Annotated in this window: 13 protein-coding genes; 7 read left to right on the top strand and 6 right to left on the bottom strand. The window is 44.9% G+C overall.

The features are described 5' to 3' along the window. Positions 1-8: 8 nt before the first annotated feature. Positions 9-461, bottom strand: coding sequence for a carboxymuconolactone decarboxylase family protein (locus JO154_RS05890; RefSeq protein ID WP_291942777.1), 453 nt, complete (start codon positions 459-461; stop codon positions 9-11). Between the two features lie 321 nt (positions 462-782). Between JO154_RS05890 and JO154_RS05895 the strand changes: the two genes are divergently transcribed. Further along, positions 783-2,099 carry a DUF5077 domain-containing protein gene (locus tag JO154_RS05895; protein WP_291942778.1) on the top strand — a complete coding sequence of 439 codons (1,317 nt, stop codon included), beginning with the start codon at positions 783-785 and terminating at the stop codon, positions 2,097-2,099. Between the two features lie 183 nt (positions 2,100-2,282). Here JO154_RS05895 and pth2 read toward each other — a convergent pair whose 3' ends face one another. From pth2 to JO154_RS05910, 3 genes are read right to left on the bottom strand one after another with little or no spacing between them, the layout of a single operon-like run. Further along, on the bottom strand, positions 2,283-2,678 hold the full coding sequence (gene pth2, locus JO154_RS05900; RefSeq protein ID WP_291942780.1) for an aminoacyl-tRNA hydrolase: 396 nt from the start codon (positions 2,676-2,678) through the stop codon (positions 2,283-2,285). Positions 2,679-2,714: 36 nt separating this feature from the next. Next, positions 2,715-3,533 (bottom strand): alpha/beta hydrolase-fold protein, encoded by an 819-nt coding sequence (locus JO154_RS05905; RefSeq protein ID WP_291942783.1) that lies wholly within the window; start codon positions 3,531-3,533, stop codon positions 2,715-2,717. Between the two features lie 6 nt (positions 3,534-3,539). Beyond that, positions 3,540-3,983 (bottom strand): DinB family protein, encoded by a 444-nt coding sequence (locus JO154_RS05910; RefSeq protein WP_291942785.1) that lies wholly within the window; start codon positions 3,981-3,983, stop codon positions 3,540-3,542. Between the two features lie 113 nt (positions 3,984-4,096). Between JO154_RS05910 and JO154_RS05915 the strand changes: the two genes are divergently transcribed. Both JO154_RS05915 and JO154_RS05920 read left to right on the top strand, forming a co-directional pair. Further along, the gene (locus JO154_RS05915) at positions 4,097-4,969 is read left to right on the top strand and encodes a hypothetical protein (protein WP_291942787.1); all 873 of its coding nucleotides are present in this window, start codon (positions 4,097-4,099) and stop codon (positions 4,967-4,969) included. Positions 4,970-5,430: 461 nt separating this feature from the next. Then, on the top strand, positions 5,431-6,378 hold the full coding sequence (locus tag JO154_RS05920) for a hypothetical protein (RefSeq protein WP_291942789.1): 948 nt from the start codon (positions 5,431-5,433) through the stop codon (positions 6,376-6,378). Here the strand turns inward: JO154_RS05920 and JO154_RS05925 are convergent. Further along, a complete protein-coding gene (locus tag JO154_RS05925; protein WP_291942791.1) occupies positions 6,369-8,141 on the bottom strand; it encodes a hybrid sensor histidine kinase/response regulator in 1,773 nt (590 codons plus the stop codon). The two genes, JO154_RS05920 and JO154_RS05925, sit on opposite strands and share 10 nt — an antisense overlap. 316 nt (positions 8,142-8,457) lie before the next feature. On the opposite strand from JO154_RS05925, the gene JO154_RS05930 reads away from it, so the two are divergent. Next, positions 8,458-11,685, top strand: coding sequence for a S41 family peptidase (locus tag JO154_RS05930; protein WP_291942793.1), 3,228 nt, complete (start codon positions 8,458-8,460; stop codon positions 11,683-11,685). Positions 11,686-11,840: 155 nt separating this feature from the next. Here the strand turns inward: JO154_RS05930 and JO154_RS05935 are convergent, their stop codons facing one another. Next, positions 11,841-12,572 carry a DUF92 domain-containing protein gene (locus JO154_RS05935; RefSeq protein WP_291942795.1) on the bottom strand — a complete coding sequence of 244 codons (732 nt, stop codon included), beginning with the start codon at positions 12,570-12,572 and terminating at the stop codon, positions 11,841-11,843. A 185-nt stretch (positions 12,573-12,757) separates the two neighbouring features. Between JO154_RS05935 and JO154_RS05940 the strand changes: the two genes are divergently transcribed. The 3 genes from JO154_RS05940 to JO154_RS05950 are packed head-to-tail and all read left to right on the top strand — an operon-like array spanning position 12,758 to position 16,120. Then, complete coding sequence (locus JO154_RS05940) at positions 12,758-14,122, top strand: TolC family protein (RefSeq protein WP_291942797.1); 1,365 nt, start codon at positions 12,758-12,760, stop codon at positions 14,120-14,122. Between the two features lie 13 nt (positions 14,123-14,135). Then, complete coding sequence (locus JO154_RS05945) at positions 14,136-15,377, top strand: efflux RND transporter periplasmic adaptor subunit (RefSeq protein ID WP_291942800.1); 1,242 nt, start codon at positions 14,136-14,138, stop codon at positions 15,375-15,377. After that, a complete protein-coding gene (locus tag JO154_RS05950) occupies positions 15,374-16,120 on the top strand; it encodes an ABC transporter ATP-binding protein (protein ID WP_291942802.1) in 747 nt (248 codons plus the stop codon). The genes JO154_RS05945 and JO154_RS05950 overlap by 4 nt, the downstream gene beginning before the upstream one ends.

The raw sequence follows: 16,120 nt of genomic DNA on the forward strand, positions 1-16,120 counted from the left end.
TATCAAAATTAACCTAAAGTTCCCACAACATAGCCGCCAGGTACCGTATGGAACGCGATGTTCAGCCTATTCCAGGTATTGATCATAGAAATAGCCAGTGTGATATCCGCAATTTGCGCTTTAGTGAAATGTTTCGTCAGGTTGGCATACGTCTCCTCCTGGATATTCAATTTTGTTACCTCTTCTGTATAAGCCAATGCTGCCCTTTCTGCATCTGAATAATATGGACACTCTCTCCATGCTGCCAAAGAATATAAACGCTTTGGATCTTCTCCCATATGTATCGCATCTTTATAATGCATATCCAAACAAAAAGCACAACCATTGATAGTGGATACCCTGAAATTAATCAGCTCCAATAATACGGGATCAATTCCTGAATGCTTAATATACCCGCCGGTTTTGTAAAGACCGTCCATAAATCCTTTGTTAACTTCCTGAAAAGTGATTCTTGCTTTCATATTAGTAGTATTTAGTAGTGATTTGTTACAGGAATAAGACCACTATCAAAATAAAAACGTGACAACAAATCGAAGAAATTTCAAAAATTATTTTTAATAAATTTTAAATGATTATAAATGAATTGTTTATAGAGATTTGAATCGGGAGAAATTAAAAGTCACTTGAAAAAAATCTGATTATTTATTTCCCAAGATGTATATTCGAGAGATACGAGCCACCGAAATCTGTGCGCCCATTTTGCAGTGAACATTAAGCGAACATTCCTCAAAACCGTCTATAAGCATATCTGTCCCAAAAACTAACATCAAAAATTACCATTCATGAGAATGAACATCCGGTTTATTTTTACCCTTCTTTTGGCTGTAGGTCTACTGTCTTGCAATAAAAGTGAACAGTTACTAGCCACCGCCAACGCAAATGCTAAAGCGGAAACAGTACCTCCCGCTGCTAGCTACCTGGTGGCCCTCGCCGGCAACGGCTTCGTTACCACCCTGCCATCCGGCGCTCCGGAGGTAATTACCTCCAATGGCCTGGGCAACTGGACCAACGCCAATAGCGTTACCAGTACGTATTTCCGACTCGGACTCACCGGTACCCTCACGATTGGTGTCAGAGTAAAAGTACCTTCCGGTACCAGCGTTATTAAAGTAACAGTGAACGGCACTTCTTTTAATCAGACAATAACAGGTACCGCCTATACAGATTATACGGTGGGTACTGTAAATGTTACCAGTACCGGCTATGTGAAAGTGGATCTGCAAGGGGTGAGCAAAACAGGCGGCTACTTCGGAGATGTGTCTAATATCATTATCAGCGGCACCGCCACAGCTAATAACGTGGTATATGCCAACGATGCAACGAATTATTACTGGTCCAGACGCGGCCCTTCTGTACACCTGGGCTATTCCATTCCTTCCGGTACCACGGCAGAATGGTTCTATAATGAGGTAACTGTACCAACCGGCCAAGATAAAATCGGTTCCTATTTTATGAGCAATGGTTTCAATGGCGGATATTTTGGCATGCAGGTAAACAGCGCTACGGAAAGACGTATACTGTTTTCCATCTGGGACCCAAGCGTCGGTAAAACAACACTGGTACGCAAAGGTACAGATGTGGTAGATAATACTTTCAGCGGAGAAGGTACCGGCGGACAAAGCTACCTGCTGTTCAACTGGCAGGCAGGAACGACTTATAAATTCCTCACTCACGTATTGCCCGATGGCGCAGGTGGAACAGATTTCTCTTCCTGGATATATACGCCTGAAACCAGTTCCTGGCGCTTTATCGCTACCTGGAAACAACCGAATACGACCACTTATCTCGGTGGACTCTATTCCTTCCTGGAAAATTTCACGGATACAAATGGTTACCTCGGCAGAAGCGGTCAGTATAGTAATGCCTGGATTCGCTCCACAACGGGTGTATGGACAGAGCTAACCAGCGCTAAATTTACCGCAGATGCTACGGCTACTAATGATCAACGCCGCGATTATGCGGGTGGAGTAGATAGTACTACGGGCAGGTTCTTCCTGCAAAACGGGGGCTTCTTCTCCAACTATGTTAATTACAACACTACATTTACCCGCCCCGCTTCCGGCGTGGCGCCAACTGTAGACCTTACCACACTTCCCTGATTAACCTTTCATCCGACAGTTGCTTATAGATGAGTGAGGGTGTATCAAAAAAACGAAATTGACGTCAACGTCAATTTCGTTTTTTTTATTTTTTTCGTTGTCCCTGCCCGCAGGGCAGGGACAACAGGTAGAAGGCTATATTGATTAATATCTGTCCTATGGTGAACTTTTGTTATCCTCTTTTTATAATAATTTTAAATCTTTTGTAATGCGGTCTATATCCTCATTCCGGTTAGGCCCAATGGCACAACAGGTTTTGGTAGGAATGCCGCCAAACTCTGTTAGGCCGGAATCCGTGATCAGAGAGACATTTAGTCCGTCTTCCACGGCTTGTTCGTATATGCGTACCAGTTCTTCCTCCGAATCCACACTTAAACATATTTTCGTAAATCCCAATGTCATCCACTCTTGCACTTCTTCCGGATTACGCAACTGTGTTTGTAGGGTATGTCCTGTTACGGTAGCATGCCTGGTAAGAAAGGCCATGGCGGCATGCGCCCCTTGTGCAATCATTTTACCCTTTCGCATATTCAGATCCTTGCGCATGACAATGACCTGCTTGATATTCCTGGACGACATATACTCGACTGTTTCCGCGAATGTAAGGAGATTCCTTTACTTGGCAGCACTGGTGTCCGACAGCCAGGATAATGATTTATAGGCGGCATTATGCAGGATGGTCAAGTGATTTTCTGCATCCATCGGTGTAAAACTAACAGTAATACGCTTATTGCCTGCCGCGCTGATGTTCTGATACAAACTTTTTGCATCTTCTTCCATTACCTTACCTTCCTTCCCAACGCTAATGGATATACGAAGTGGTGTCCCCACATATTTGCTGATAACCGGTGTCACCTTCTTCAACAGGGATTCATCATCCCACCAAAGACTTGGACTTACGATCATATAATTGTTGAACATTTCTGGAAAGCGGGTAAGTATCTCCACGGCTACAAGTCCGCCGAGGGATTGCCCCATCACTGTCCGTTGCGTATTCACAGCATAATGTTTCTTTACATAAGGCATGAGTTCCTGTTGGAGGAAGCTAATAAAAGCGGCAGAACCTCCGGTGGTAGGATAGGCTTTTTTGTCTTTCGCATTATTGGTAGGGAAGGTGAAATCTTTCTTCCGGTCTTTATTACAGATACCTACTACAATGCTGGCAGGCATCTGATTGGTCATTCCCAGGAATTGTACCAGTCCGGTGATATGATGGAAATCTTCCTGCATCCCACCATCCAGCAAGTACACCACGGGATAACTGATGCTATCCGGCTGATAGCCGGCCGGCAGCCAGATATTGATGTCCCTGTCTTCCCGCAGGAAGGCAGAATGAAGGGTGACAGTAGTGCCAATTTGAAGGGGCTTCTCCTTTTGTGCTTGGGACAGTAAGCCAGAAAATACCAGGATCGCCAGTAATATCGTTTTTTTCATGGATAATTAATATTCGATAATTTGATTTAGATGATGTTCCATATGATCCACATAGTCGTCCACAATATAAGCGAGGGTGAAAGGTTGGCCTTCGCCGCCAATACCAGTCCTTTCTAGCGCCGATTCAGGAATTTGGCGCAGCAGGGCCAACAAAAATACATTATACTGTTTCCAGGTGGCTACCAACATTTCGCCATCCTGTTGAGTATGATAACTATATGTGTTCCAGTCATTCTGTGCATAACGGATAACCGGCGTATCCTCAAATTGTATCCTTACAAAGCGCTGGTGATTATTGGTAGCACTGTCAATCAAATGGCCAAGCACCTGTTTTTTGGTCCATTTTCCTGGAGCATAGGGAGTGTTCCATTCTGCTTCGGTCCATCTTTCAAGTCGCCATGCAACTGTGTTAAGTAGCCATTCTAGGCGGTCTACAGCGGGTCTGTCCATATTTTTGGGTTAATTGATTATCTGGTAAAGGTAAGCGGTTTTTGTAATTGACATATAACAAAAAAGTTATTCGTATCTTTAGAAACGAACCATCCTGATAAAACCTGTTTATCATGAGAAAGCAAACTATTCTATTGATTTTAATACCCCTGTTTTGCATTGTTTGTTACAGTTGTCACATGACAATGCCGGGAAAACATCCTGCCAGTCCGATGGAGGTAGCAAAACTGATTTTTGGCCCCGATTCCGTTCCGGATATGTATCGCTACATGACCGGAGAGTACGACGGTTCTCCTAACGGCCAGGATTTGAAACATGCTAAGCTACACTTCCGAATATTAGACCAGCAAGATTCCTTGGCGTTGATTAATATGACCGTAACAGATTCCTCCGGAAGAGGGGAAGACTGGTACCTGCAAATGTTGAAAGATACCACCTGGAAATTACAGACCATCAGTTCATTGGCCATGACCGGCATGATGCAGGCGGAATTAGAAGAACTGGAACAAATGCCGCAAGGGTACCTGGATACCTTGATTACCGCTGCCCAACACGATAGGGAAGGGAACGCGCTTAAAATGCTTACCTCCATGGATGATTATCATTTCCTGGTAGGGAACTTACGCCTGGTACTGGCCTTAGACGATACCATCGTACAACATTTCAAGGATAAGCGGGCAGCATTCGACTCTTTAAAAAATGAAGCACTAAAAGAAGTAACGGCCATGGGTACCCGCAATGTGGACTTGCCGGTTAAATTGCTAAAAAAACAAACTACTGCCTGTAAAAACTTGCTGATTGAATATGTATCTGCCGGAGAATGGGATGATTCGCAATGCATCACATTTGTGATTGGCGGTATGATGGACAATATGGTAGGATACCTATACGTTCCAGATAAATCGCATCTCCCTAATTTATACGATTCTTCCATCATTATGCTACGGGATATGGGCAATGGATGGTATCTCTATAAGACAACTTAAATATCTGAAAGCAAAACTCTCCTGGCTGTCGTTCATGCCCACAGGGCATGAACGACGAAAAAGATCAAAACAAAGGGATTGACGTCGCAGACGTCAATCCCTTTGTTTTGATACAACATCATTTTTTATACCTGTTATAAACGTAAACCTACCGTTTAGAAAATTTAATCCCGATAATTTGTTAATGATGAGGATAATTTGTCTTATTTAGTTAAATTATCGTACAAATTAGCAATTGCCTTCTCTGGCTTAGTGGCACCCTCAATGCCCCAAATTTTAACCTTTCTTTCCCTCAATCTGCCCTGACACAGGATGGAAAACCTGTTTTCTCTTATTAATAACTATTAAACCTAATCTTATGTCAATCCTAATCCGCGGTTCCCCCATGGCCGTACTGTTCCCCGGTAGCAATAGCCGTATTCTTTTATTATTGATTCACTTAATTAAAAGCGTCAACTCTTATGGAAAACATCCTGAACCTTGAGTTCCCCACCGTATCTTTAATTAGTCCGTTTGCATCTCAAATTCAAGAACACACCACAGAATGGGCGAAACAATTTAGCTTAATCAACGAAGACAAAACAAGGTTTTTTAACAAAGCCAAATTTGGGTTTTATGCTGCCCGTGAATACCCTGAAGCCGGATATGATGACCTGTGCATTGTTGGGGACTTGATAGCCTGGCTCTTTACTGTGGATGATCAGTGCGACCGTGCTTCCTCCAACAGTATGGAAGCTGCTGTCTTGAGAGAAATGCTCACTGGCTTTATTTCCATCATCCGAAAAGGAGGCCTCACGTTTACTTCCTCTTTACATCAAGTGTTGAATGAGAGTTTGCAGGATATTATGTTTAGATTTAAATCTGTTAGTACTCCTTACCTGTACCAACAGTTTGGAGATTATATGGTAATGTATTTCGAAGAGTGTTTATGGGAGATAGACATGCAAGTGAATGGCTATGAGCCCTCTATCCGTGAATACCTGGAACAGCGCCCCAAAACAGGTTTTTATATCATGTTCCCGCTAATTAGCATCTTCAAGGGCGTTCAGCTACCGGAAGAAGTATATAATCATCCTGTGCTGAAGGAAATAGAGTTACTCTTGAATCTGACCGCGAACTTGGCGAATGATCTGCATTCGCTGGAAAGAGAAAAAGCCCTGAAGACCAAAGGGCTCAACCTCGTATTTATTTATCAGCGTGAATTACAAATCTCCCTCGATGATGCCATTACGGAAATCCGGGAACAGTATCACCGCAACTTGTCTACCATGGATGATTTGCGCCTGCAATTTCCCCATTGGAGCAGCACGGTGAACAGACAGTTAGAAGAATATATAGACGGCTTGTACACGGTGATTAAAGCCTATTTCGATTGGGCAATAGTAGATACCGCCAGATATCAATCCTGATTCTCTGGTACAGGTGATTTTTTCGGGAGATGCAACTTCATGACATTATACAGTTCCCTAAACGATACAGGTTTTTTCAGATAGGCATTAGCCCCAGCCTTCAGCATTATTTCTGACTCATCGGCATTATAATTATTGAATGCATCTCCCGAAACTATTATAATCGGCACCTCCTGCAATCCTGGTATTTGCCTGATTTGTTCCAACATCTGCTTGCCATCCATGATCGGCATATGGGCATCTGATATGATAATATCGGGTTTCCCAGAGATAGTGGCGTCCAAACCTTCTTGTCCATTGGCACAAACAACGGTGTTGGCACCTGTTCTGGATACAAACTTCTGTAGGATATGTTGGTTCATCTCATTATCGTCCACAATAACCGCACGGATGCCTGCAAACTCTGTGGGATTAACTCCCATTGCTTCCACTTTCGAACGATTAATCTGACAGCTTTCAAAAGGTAGGTGAAAAGTGAAAATGGTATCCTTGCCATCGCAGGATACAATGATACGTCCGTTCAATAGCTCGATGAGTTGTTGGGTAAGATGTAGGCCGATACCAGTTCCTTCCATGAAGTTGTTGCGCTCTGATTCAAAAGGCAGAAACATGGTGTTGATCTTATCTTGACTGACCGTTCCCTGGTTTTGAATGCTGAAAGAGCCACCATTGGACGTAGGAGTAGCCGTGATTAAGATCTCTGATTTATCGGCCGCAAATTTTACGGCATTCGACAACAGGTTATTGAATATTTTCTTGAAGATAATTTCATCACATATGCCTCCCGCTGATGGCAATTGATAATCCAGGCGAATACTAATGCCTCGCAAATTGGCCACGTACTGATTCATCCGGATACACTGCTCCATACTTTGTTGGAGATTCATCTTTTCGGCCTTGATCTCATAAAATTTCCCCGCTTCAATTTTTTTGAAGTCCAACACATTGTCTATTATCTCTTTCGCCAATAGCCCAGACCCCAATACATTCCGGATTTCAGGCGCAATATCCTTTACTACGGGATTATCTGCCCGCTCTTGAATTTGGATGTCCAACAACTGAGCCGCCCCGAAAATACTGTTCAATGGCGTCCGTAACTCATGGAAAGTTTCCCTTAGAAAGGCCGCATTGGCTATCAATACACTGTTAGATTGTCGCAGGCTGTGTAAGAGGATGTCTATCTCTCTAACAAAAGCATAGATGACAAAAAGTATAAATGACAACATTCCTCCCGTAGTACATAGCCGCATCGTGAAAGCCGCCTGTGGTTCCAACGGGATAGGCGCTATCCACCTGAAATAAGTATTACATTGAATGGCAATTAATAGCACTCCTATGGACAGGAGTGAATAAACTCTTATCCGTTTGGCAGTATATACTAGGAAAGATCCACAAGTGAGAAAGATCAACAGGAAAGAAATAACCACTTCAATAGGAATAGCATTTCCTAATAATGTAGTCCAATAACCGGCTGCTATATAGTGAATAGCAAACATGAGAAAATTTGCCTTATTGTACTCCCTACGCCAATTACAAGCGATTACCGCCAACATACCAAACCCCTCCAGTACCAGCGGCATCAAAATGTATATACTTTTTACCAGCCCGTAAAAGACTCCTCCCAGTATGAATACCAACATACTCCCTAAAAATGCCAGTGTATTGATATATTGAATGGGTCTTCTTCCAGGTTGATTAGGATCTACTACGCCAGCATTCCTGATTTTATTCAGCAAGCTGAGAGCAGGGGAGAACAATTGCATAAAGATCTTTTTTGAGGGTTCCGTGTCGTTGCTTTAGATTCTTTCTCAATTTAATTACGTCTGAATCAGCAATCCTTTATCAGATGTTAATGCACTGGTATTATTTTGATGGTTTCGGATTAGGATATGACTCTGGCGGTTAAAATATTGCCTATTGTGTATTTTAGTCGGATGGTACATCGAATGTACGGGTTTTCAGCAACAGGTACGACTACACTTTCCCTCCATTGCCTGTTGCGACCGTTTATAAAATTAACCCTTGAATTAGCTATGACATTTTGTTACATTAGACCTTCTTACAACTCAAGCACCGCTTATGAAGAAAATTATATTTGGTTGTGCAGTTCTTTTAATGGCTGCCAGTTCCTATGCCCAGGATAACGCCCTATGGCTTAGGAACCCCTCAATATCCCCCGATGGAAGCACCATTGCCTTTGGTTACAAAGGTGATATCTATCGCGTAGACGCCAAAGGTGGCGTGGCTGTTCCCCTCACCATCCACGAGGCACATGACATGATGCCTGTCTGGAGCCACGACGGTAAATACATCGCTTTCGCCAGCGATCGCTACGGCAACTTCGATGTATTCGTGATGCCAGCCACTGGCGGAACTCCTGTACGTCTCACCAACAACAGCGCGGCAGATTATCCGTACGATTTCAGCCCCGACAACAAACAAGTACTGTTCGGTAGCTCGAGAAACGCTCCTGCTTCCAGTGCCCGATTCCCCAGCACCCGCATTTTCCGTAACATGTACACCGTACCTGTTACCGGCGGAAAACCTTTCCTGGTGAGCGCTGCGGGCATCGATGCAGCCACTTACAACAAAGATGGTAGCAAAATCATTTTCCAAGATCGTAAAGGATACGAAGATCCATTACGTAAACACCATACCTCCGCTGTTACCCGCGATATCTGGGTAATGGATGTAGCAAAAGGTACCTACGATCAAATCTCTACCTACGAAGGGGAAGATCGCGAGCCTGTTTTTGGAAACAATAATGATGTATACTACCTGAGCGAAAAAGGTGGTATCTCTCAAAACCTCTTCAAAAGCTCACTGTCTGATAAATCCAAAATGGAGCAACTGACCAGCTTTACGAACCATCCGGTACGTAACCTGACCAGAGCGCAAGACAATACTTTTTGCTTTACCTATAACGGCGAAGTATACACGATGAAGGAAGGAGAGAAGCCTCGCAAAGTGGCTGTCCAGATCTTCAACGATGGCCGTGAAGGGGTGGTGAAAAACGTCCCAGTGGCGGGTAACATCACTGAATTTGCGATGAGCCCTGACGGGAAAGAAATGGCTTTCGTGGCGAGAGGTGAGGTGTATGTGACCAGCGTGGAAGGTAATATGACCAAACGTATTACCAATACGCCTCAACAAGAAAGAATGGTGGAATGGTCTCCAGATGGCAAACGCCTGATCTATGCTGCTGAACGTAATGGTAACTGGGATATCTACCAAACTACCCGCGTTCGCAAAGAGGAACCTTTCTTCTTCAATGCTACCCTGCTGAAAGAAGAACCACTGATCGCTACGGCGGCGGAAGAATTCCAGCCTAAATTCTCTCCAGACGGTAAAGAAATTGCTTACGTGGAGAATCGTAATATCCTCAAAGTATTCAACCTTGCCAGCGGTAAAAGCAGAACCATTATGCCAGAAGGGCATAACCATTCTTACGCGGATGGCGACTGGTCCTTTGCATGGAGCCCTGATAGCAAATGGTTACTGATGGACGATGAAAGAAATGGTTTCTTCGGTAGTAACATGGCAGTAATGCCTGTTAACGGCAATGGAACGCCTTTCTATCCGGTGAACAGTGGCTTCGGTGAAGGGAATGGTAAATGGGCAGCAGAAGGCAAACTCATGACCTGGACCAACGATCGTGATGGACGTAAATCTCTCGCTAAACAAGGTAGCCGCGAATCGGATATCTACGGTGTTTTCCTGGATCAGGAAGCTTACGATAAATTCAAATTGTCCAAAGATGAATTTGCCCTCCTGAAAGATGCCGGCGATGCTAAACCAAAAGATACCAGCAAAACAAAAGAAAAAGATAGCACTGCTGCTAAAAAAGCATTCCAGCCAAACTTCGAAAACCTGGAAGGTCGCAGAGTACGTCTGACTATCAACTCTGCTTCCATTGCTGATTATGCAGTGAATAAGGATGTCAGCAAAGTGTTTTACATGGCTGCGTTTGAAAAAGGCTACGACCTGTGGGTAACGGAACCAAGAACCGGGGAAACCAAAATCCTCGCTAAAATGGGCGGATCTCCAGGCGGTATGGAACTCAGCAAAGATGGTAACACGCTGTTTGTAAGTAACCGCGGTAGCGTTGTAAAGGTAGATGTCAATTCCGGTAAAGTAACCCCTGTGGGCATCAGCACAGAAATGGCGCTCAACCAGGCGAAAGAACGCGAATACATCTACTGGCACGCATGGAAACAGGTGAAAGAGAAATTCTACGATCCTAAACTCCACGGCGTTGACTGGAAAATGTATGGCGATAACTACGCACGTTTCCTCCCTTATATCAGCAATAACTACGATTTCCAGGAATTACTGAGTGAACTTCTGGGTGAATTGAATGGTTCCCATACTGGTGGCCGTTATAGTGCCATGATTCCAAATGGCGATGTAACGCCTGCCCTGGGTCTGCTCTACGATGAAACCTTCAAAGCGGATGGTTTGAAAGTAGATGAAGTGATCAAAGGTGGACCATTGGATAAATCCACTTCCAAACTGAAGAAAGGCGATATCATCGAAAAAATTGATGGTGTGGCTGTTACCAACGATATCGACTGGGCTTCTTTGTTGAACCGTAAAATGGGCGTCAACGTGCTGCTCAGCATTTACAGTCCTGATACCAAACAACGTTGGGACGAAACCGTTAAGCCTATCTCTGTGGGTGAAGAATCTGGCCTGATGTACAAACGTTGGGTGAACAAAATGTCTGACCTGGTAGATAAACTGTCTGATGGAAAAGTAGGCTACGTTCACGTAGAAGGTATGAACGACGGCGCATTCCGCTCTGTATATGATGTGGTAATGGGTAAAAACAGAGGCAAAAAAGCCCTCATCGTGGATACGCGTTTCAACGGTGGAGGATGGCTGCATGATGACCTGATGCAGTTCCTGAGTGGTAAGAAATACCTGGACTTCGCGCCGCAGGGTAATCGCCTGGATGGTGGCGAACCGCTGGGAATCTGGCAGGCCCCTAGCTGCGTGGTGATGAGTGAAGGTAACTACAGTGATGCTTTCATCTTCCCATATGTCTACAAACAAGGCAAGGTAGGTAAACTGGTAGGTATGCCTGTAGCGGGTACTGGTACTGCCGTATGGTGGGAAACACAGATCGATCCTTCTATCGTATTCGGTATTCCAATGATTGCTACTATCGGTAAGGAAAATCGTCCTACTGAAAACTTGCAGGTAGAACCAGATATTCGCGTACCATTGCGTTACGAGGAATTCCTCGCAGGTAAAGATGCACAAATGGAAGCTGCGGTGAAGGAAATGCTGAAAGAAGTAAAGTAATGTAACTTTCCTGTCTGTCGTCCCTGCCCACTGGATAGAGACGATAAGGAAGCTTAACTTTCCTACTTGTTGTCCCTGCCCGCAGAGCAGGGACAACGAAAAAATTAAAAGATCGAAATTGACGTCGCAGACGTCAATTTCGATCTTTTAATTTTTTATATAATTTGTAGAAAGACCCAGGCAATCAATGCCGCAAAAGCTGTATTCAGAAAGTTAACCATATCATTCCCCAATTGGTGTTTCCGTTCAAAGGCAGCCCCCAACAGCGAGTCGGTCAGGTTACCGAGTATACCGGCTATCAGTATAGCCCACACCGCTCCAGAAAAGCCTTGTAGCCATCCATATACGAGGGCAATCATCCCCGCACCCAACGCGCCAATTAAAGTGCCTTCCAAACTGATCACACCATCCAGCCCTTTCTGATCTTCTTTAAGAGTGAGCACATTAATAAATCTTTTGCCATATACCGTCCCCAATTCGGAGGAAAGTGTATCTGCTGTGGCGGAAGCAAAACTGGCAGCAATAAGCACCAGGTAATCCACGGAGGATATAGGGTACAAGAAAGCCACTAATCCCAACAACCCGGCTACACCGCCATTGGCCAAAACCTGTGAGGCGTTTCGTTTTTCTGAATGAGGTTCGGTGCCACTGATACCTGCTTTCACTTGCTTTTTATGTCGGGTAGCCCAGGTAGCGGAGCCAAAAAAGATGGCCAAATAAAGTAAGCCCTGCCAGCCCACACCCATCAAAATGCAAACTGATATCAGTACGCCAGTAGCTCCGGCAGTTGGAGTGAGCTTGGATTTTAGCACCGCTACCACTGCGGCAGCTATGACGAGCACTATAAGTATTAGGATCAGGCCATGGCCTGTGATAGGAAAGTTCATAATGGCGACAAAAATAATAGCTTCCGACAGCACGGCAAAATTCACATGGTCAACCATAATGCGGTTCTGTTGTTATCATTTTGTAACAACCGGGACCTCTGTTATTTAGTGTTAAAAACGGATTCCCGGCCTGATGTTTGGCGTTGATTCACTAACCCTGAAGTATTTCCTAATAAAGATAGGTTATGATACCATCTAACTGGAACGAATATATTCGGCACCCGTTGTTAAATGCGGTAATTGTTTGGCTGATGTTGCTGCCTGCCATCGCAGTTGTTGCCCAGAATGCCATCACTCCGCAGGATTCCATTACGCCCGTTGTGTGGAATTTGCAGCAATGCCTGGATTATGCCATGAAGTATAATATTCAGCTCAACACCCTCCGACTCACCCAATTAAACACAGAGCAGGATTTGATCCTCTCCAAAGCCGCGAAGCTGCCCAACCTGAGTGCGTCCGCTACGCAGAATGTAACCGGAGGCAAGAATCTCAATAACGCCTATACGACAACCGCAAGTGGTAATTATGGAATTAATTCCAATGTCACGCTCTACAATGGCGGTATCCTCAATAAAGATATTCAACAGAAACAGTTGCTCACCAAAGTAGCAGGACTGAATGTGGATCAGCAGATGAACAATATCACCCTCTTGATTACACAGGATTATTTAAGCATCCTATTGGCAAAAGAGAATATTGTATACTTGAAAGATCTGCTTACTACTGCGGAAGCCCAGGTAACACAGGCCCAGCAACAGTATGATGTAGGTTCTATTGCACTGGTGGCCCTCGTTGAGCTGAAAGCGCAACTGGCCAACGACAAATACCTCCTCGTAACGGCAGAGAATACACGCCGTCAGAATTTGCTGAACCTCAAACAAGTATTACTGCTGCCTACCAGCAAACCTTTCGATATCGTTTCGCCGGATACCTTGATGGGAGTGGGGCTGCTGACACCTGTAGAAATGGCGCAGAAAGAAGCCCTGGATACCAGGCCAGAAGTGAAAAGTAGTAGTATGAGTGTAGACGTGTCTCACCTAGATCTTGCCAAAGCCCGCGCTGGCTTCCTGCCTATACTCACGGCCGGTGGATCGCTGGCCAGCAATTATTCTACCGTTAATGATATCGGCTATTTCAAACAATTGGACAATAACTTTTACCAACAATTAGGCGTAACGCTTTCTGTGCCCATCTTCACGCGCAGACAGAATAAAACCAACGTGGAGAAAGCAAAGCTAGAAGTACAGCAATCCGAACTAAACTTACAGAATACCAAAACGGTATTGTCTCAACAAGTGGAACAGGCTTATATCGCGGTGTTGAACGCACAAGGCCAATATGATGCGGCGGCAGAACAGTTTAAATTTACACAGGAAGCTTTTCGTATTGCTTCTGAACAACTGAAGATAGGCGCTACTAACGTGGTGGAATTCCTCCAGCAGAAGACCCTTTATATACAGGCCATGCAGGCTTACATACAGGCTAAATACAGTGCCGCATTGAATATCAGGATATATGACTTCTACAGGGGCATCCCTGTACAACTATAAACGCATGCAGCTTATGGGAAAATATAAACGACCGATTATTATAGGGACGATAATATTGGTGTTGCTGGTGTTGATCTGGTATTTCTTTTTCAGAAAAACAACGCCCCCCATCACCTTTGTGACGGAGTATCCTACCTATGGTCATATAGCCACTACCGTTACTGCTACTGGTAGAATCCAACCAGTGGATACGGTGGCGGTGGGTACGCAGGTTTCCGGCACACTGAAATACCTGTATGTAGATTTTAACACCCAAGTGAAACAAGGGCAACTGCTCGCCCAGTTAGACCAGTCGCTCTTCCTGGCGTCCGTAAATCAGTTTAAAGGGAGCCTGGAAAATGCTAAAAGTCAACTTACGTATCAGCAGGCGCAATACGGCCGACAGGAACAACTGTATAAAGTAGGCGCGATCAGCAGGGCAGACTACGATAACTCGACCTACCTGCTCAATTCGGCGAAAGCGAGTGTGGCCAGCATTGCCGCCCAGCTCGCGTCTGCCGAAAAAAATCTCTCTTTTACCAATATCTATTCGCCTATCAACGGCGTAGTACTGAATAGGAATGTAAGCGTAGGACAAACAGTGGCGGCCAGTTTCAGTACGCCTACTTTGTTCGTTATTGCTAAGGATATTACTAAGATGCAGGTGGAAGCAAGTGTGGATGAAGCCGATATCGGCAATGTGCGCGATAGTCTTCGTGTAACCTTCACCGTTGATGCTTACTTGGATGATGTGTTCAGCGGTCGTGTGCAGGAAATCAGGCTGCAACCCAGCGTTTCTTCCAATGTGGTGACTTACAACACGATCATCAATGCACCTAATGAGGATAGGAAGCTGAAACCTGGTATGACGGCCAATGTGACGATCTATACGGCGGAAAAAGACAATGCGCTACTGATCCCCGTGAGAGCATTGAAATTCCGCCCCGACTCTGCCGCACTGGGTAAAAAATACAAGATATTAACCGCTGTTAAAAAACACGAAAATGTACCGCGTGATACAAATAAAATAGACTTGGAGAAAAAGAAACGCGAAGGTACCATGAGTTACGTGTGGGTGCTACATGGCGATACCTTGCAACAGGTGCGCATACGGACAGGGCTAAACGATAATACGCACTTAGAAGTATTATATGGGCTTACCATCAATGACAAAGTGATCACCAGTATGGATGGAGGCGGAGGCGGAGGCCCGGCTTCCACGGCGCAAGGCGGTACGAATAGTCCTTTCCTCCCTAAATTCGGACGAAGACGATGAGCAAAAAGATTCTTGAAGTAGACAACATTCGCAGGGAGTTCCACATGGGAACAGAAACAGTGCGCGCACTGAAAGGCGTTTCCTTTTCCGTGAATGCCGGCGAATTTGTGACGATCATGGGAAGCAGTGGTAGTGGTAAAACAACCCTCCTAAATTTATTGGGCTGCCTGGACAGGCCCACTGCTGGCGATTATCTGCTGGATGGTACCAACGTAGGAAAGCTTACCCGCAATGAATTGGCGAAAGTACGTAACCTGAAAATTGGGTTCGTTTTCCAGGCCTATAACTTGCTGCCACGTACGTCGGCATTGGAGAATGTGGAACTGCCATTGTTTTATAATAAAACGATCAGCACCCATCAACGCAGAGAAAAAGCTGTTCGCGCACTAGAGGCGGTTCGATTGGAAGATCGGCTGGAACATACGCCCAGTCAGCTTTCCGGTGGGCAGCAACAAAGAGTGGCGATTGCCAGAGCATTGGTGAATGAACCAGTGATGATTTTGGCAGACGAGGCTACAGGTAACCTCGATACCCGCACATCGTATGAAATCATGGCCCTGATGCAAGAACTGAACCAGCAAGGAAAAACAATCGTGTTCGTGACCCATGAACCCGATATAGCTGCCTTCAGTAGTCGCACTATCATGCTCCGCGATGGAAAAGTGCAACGGGATGCCATCAACGAAAATGTTCGCTCTGCAAAAGAAGCCTTGGCGTCATTACCGGCTGCAGACGATTACTAA

The organism is Chitinophaga sp., assembly GCF_019236475.1.
Taxonomy (GTDB): Bacteria; Bacteroidota; Bacteroidia; order Chitinophagales; family Chitinophagaceae; genus Chitinophaga.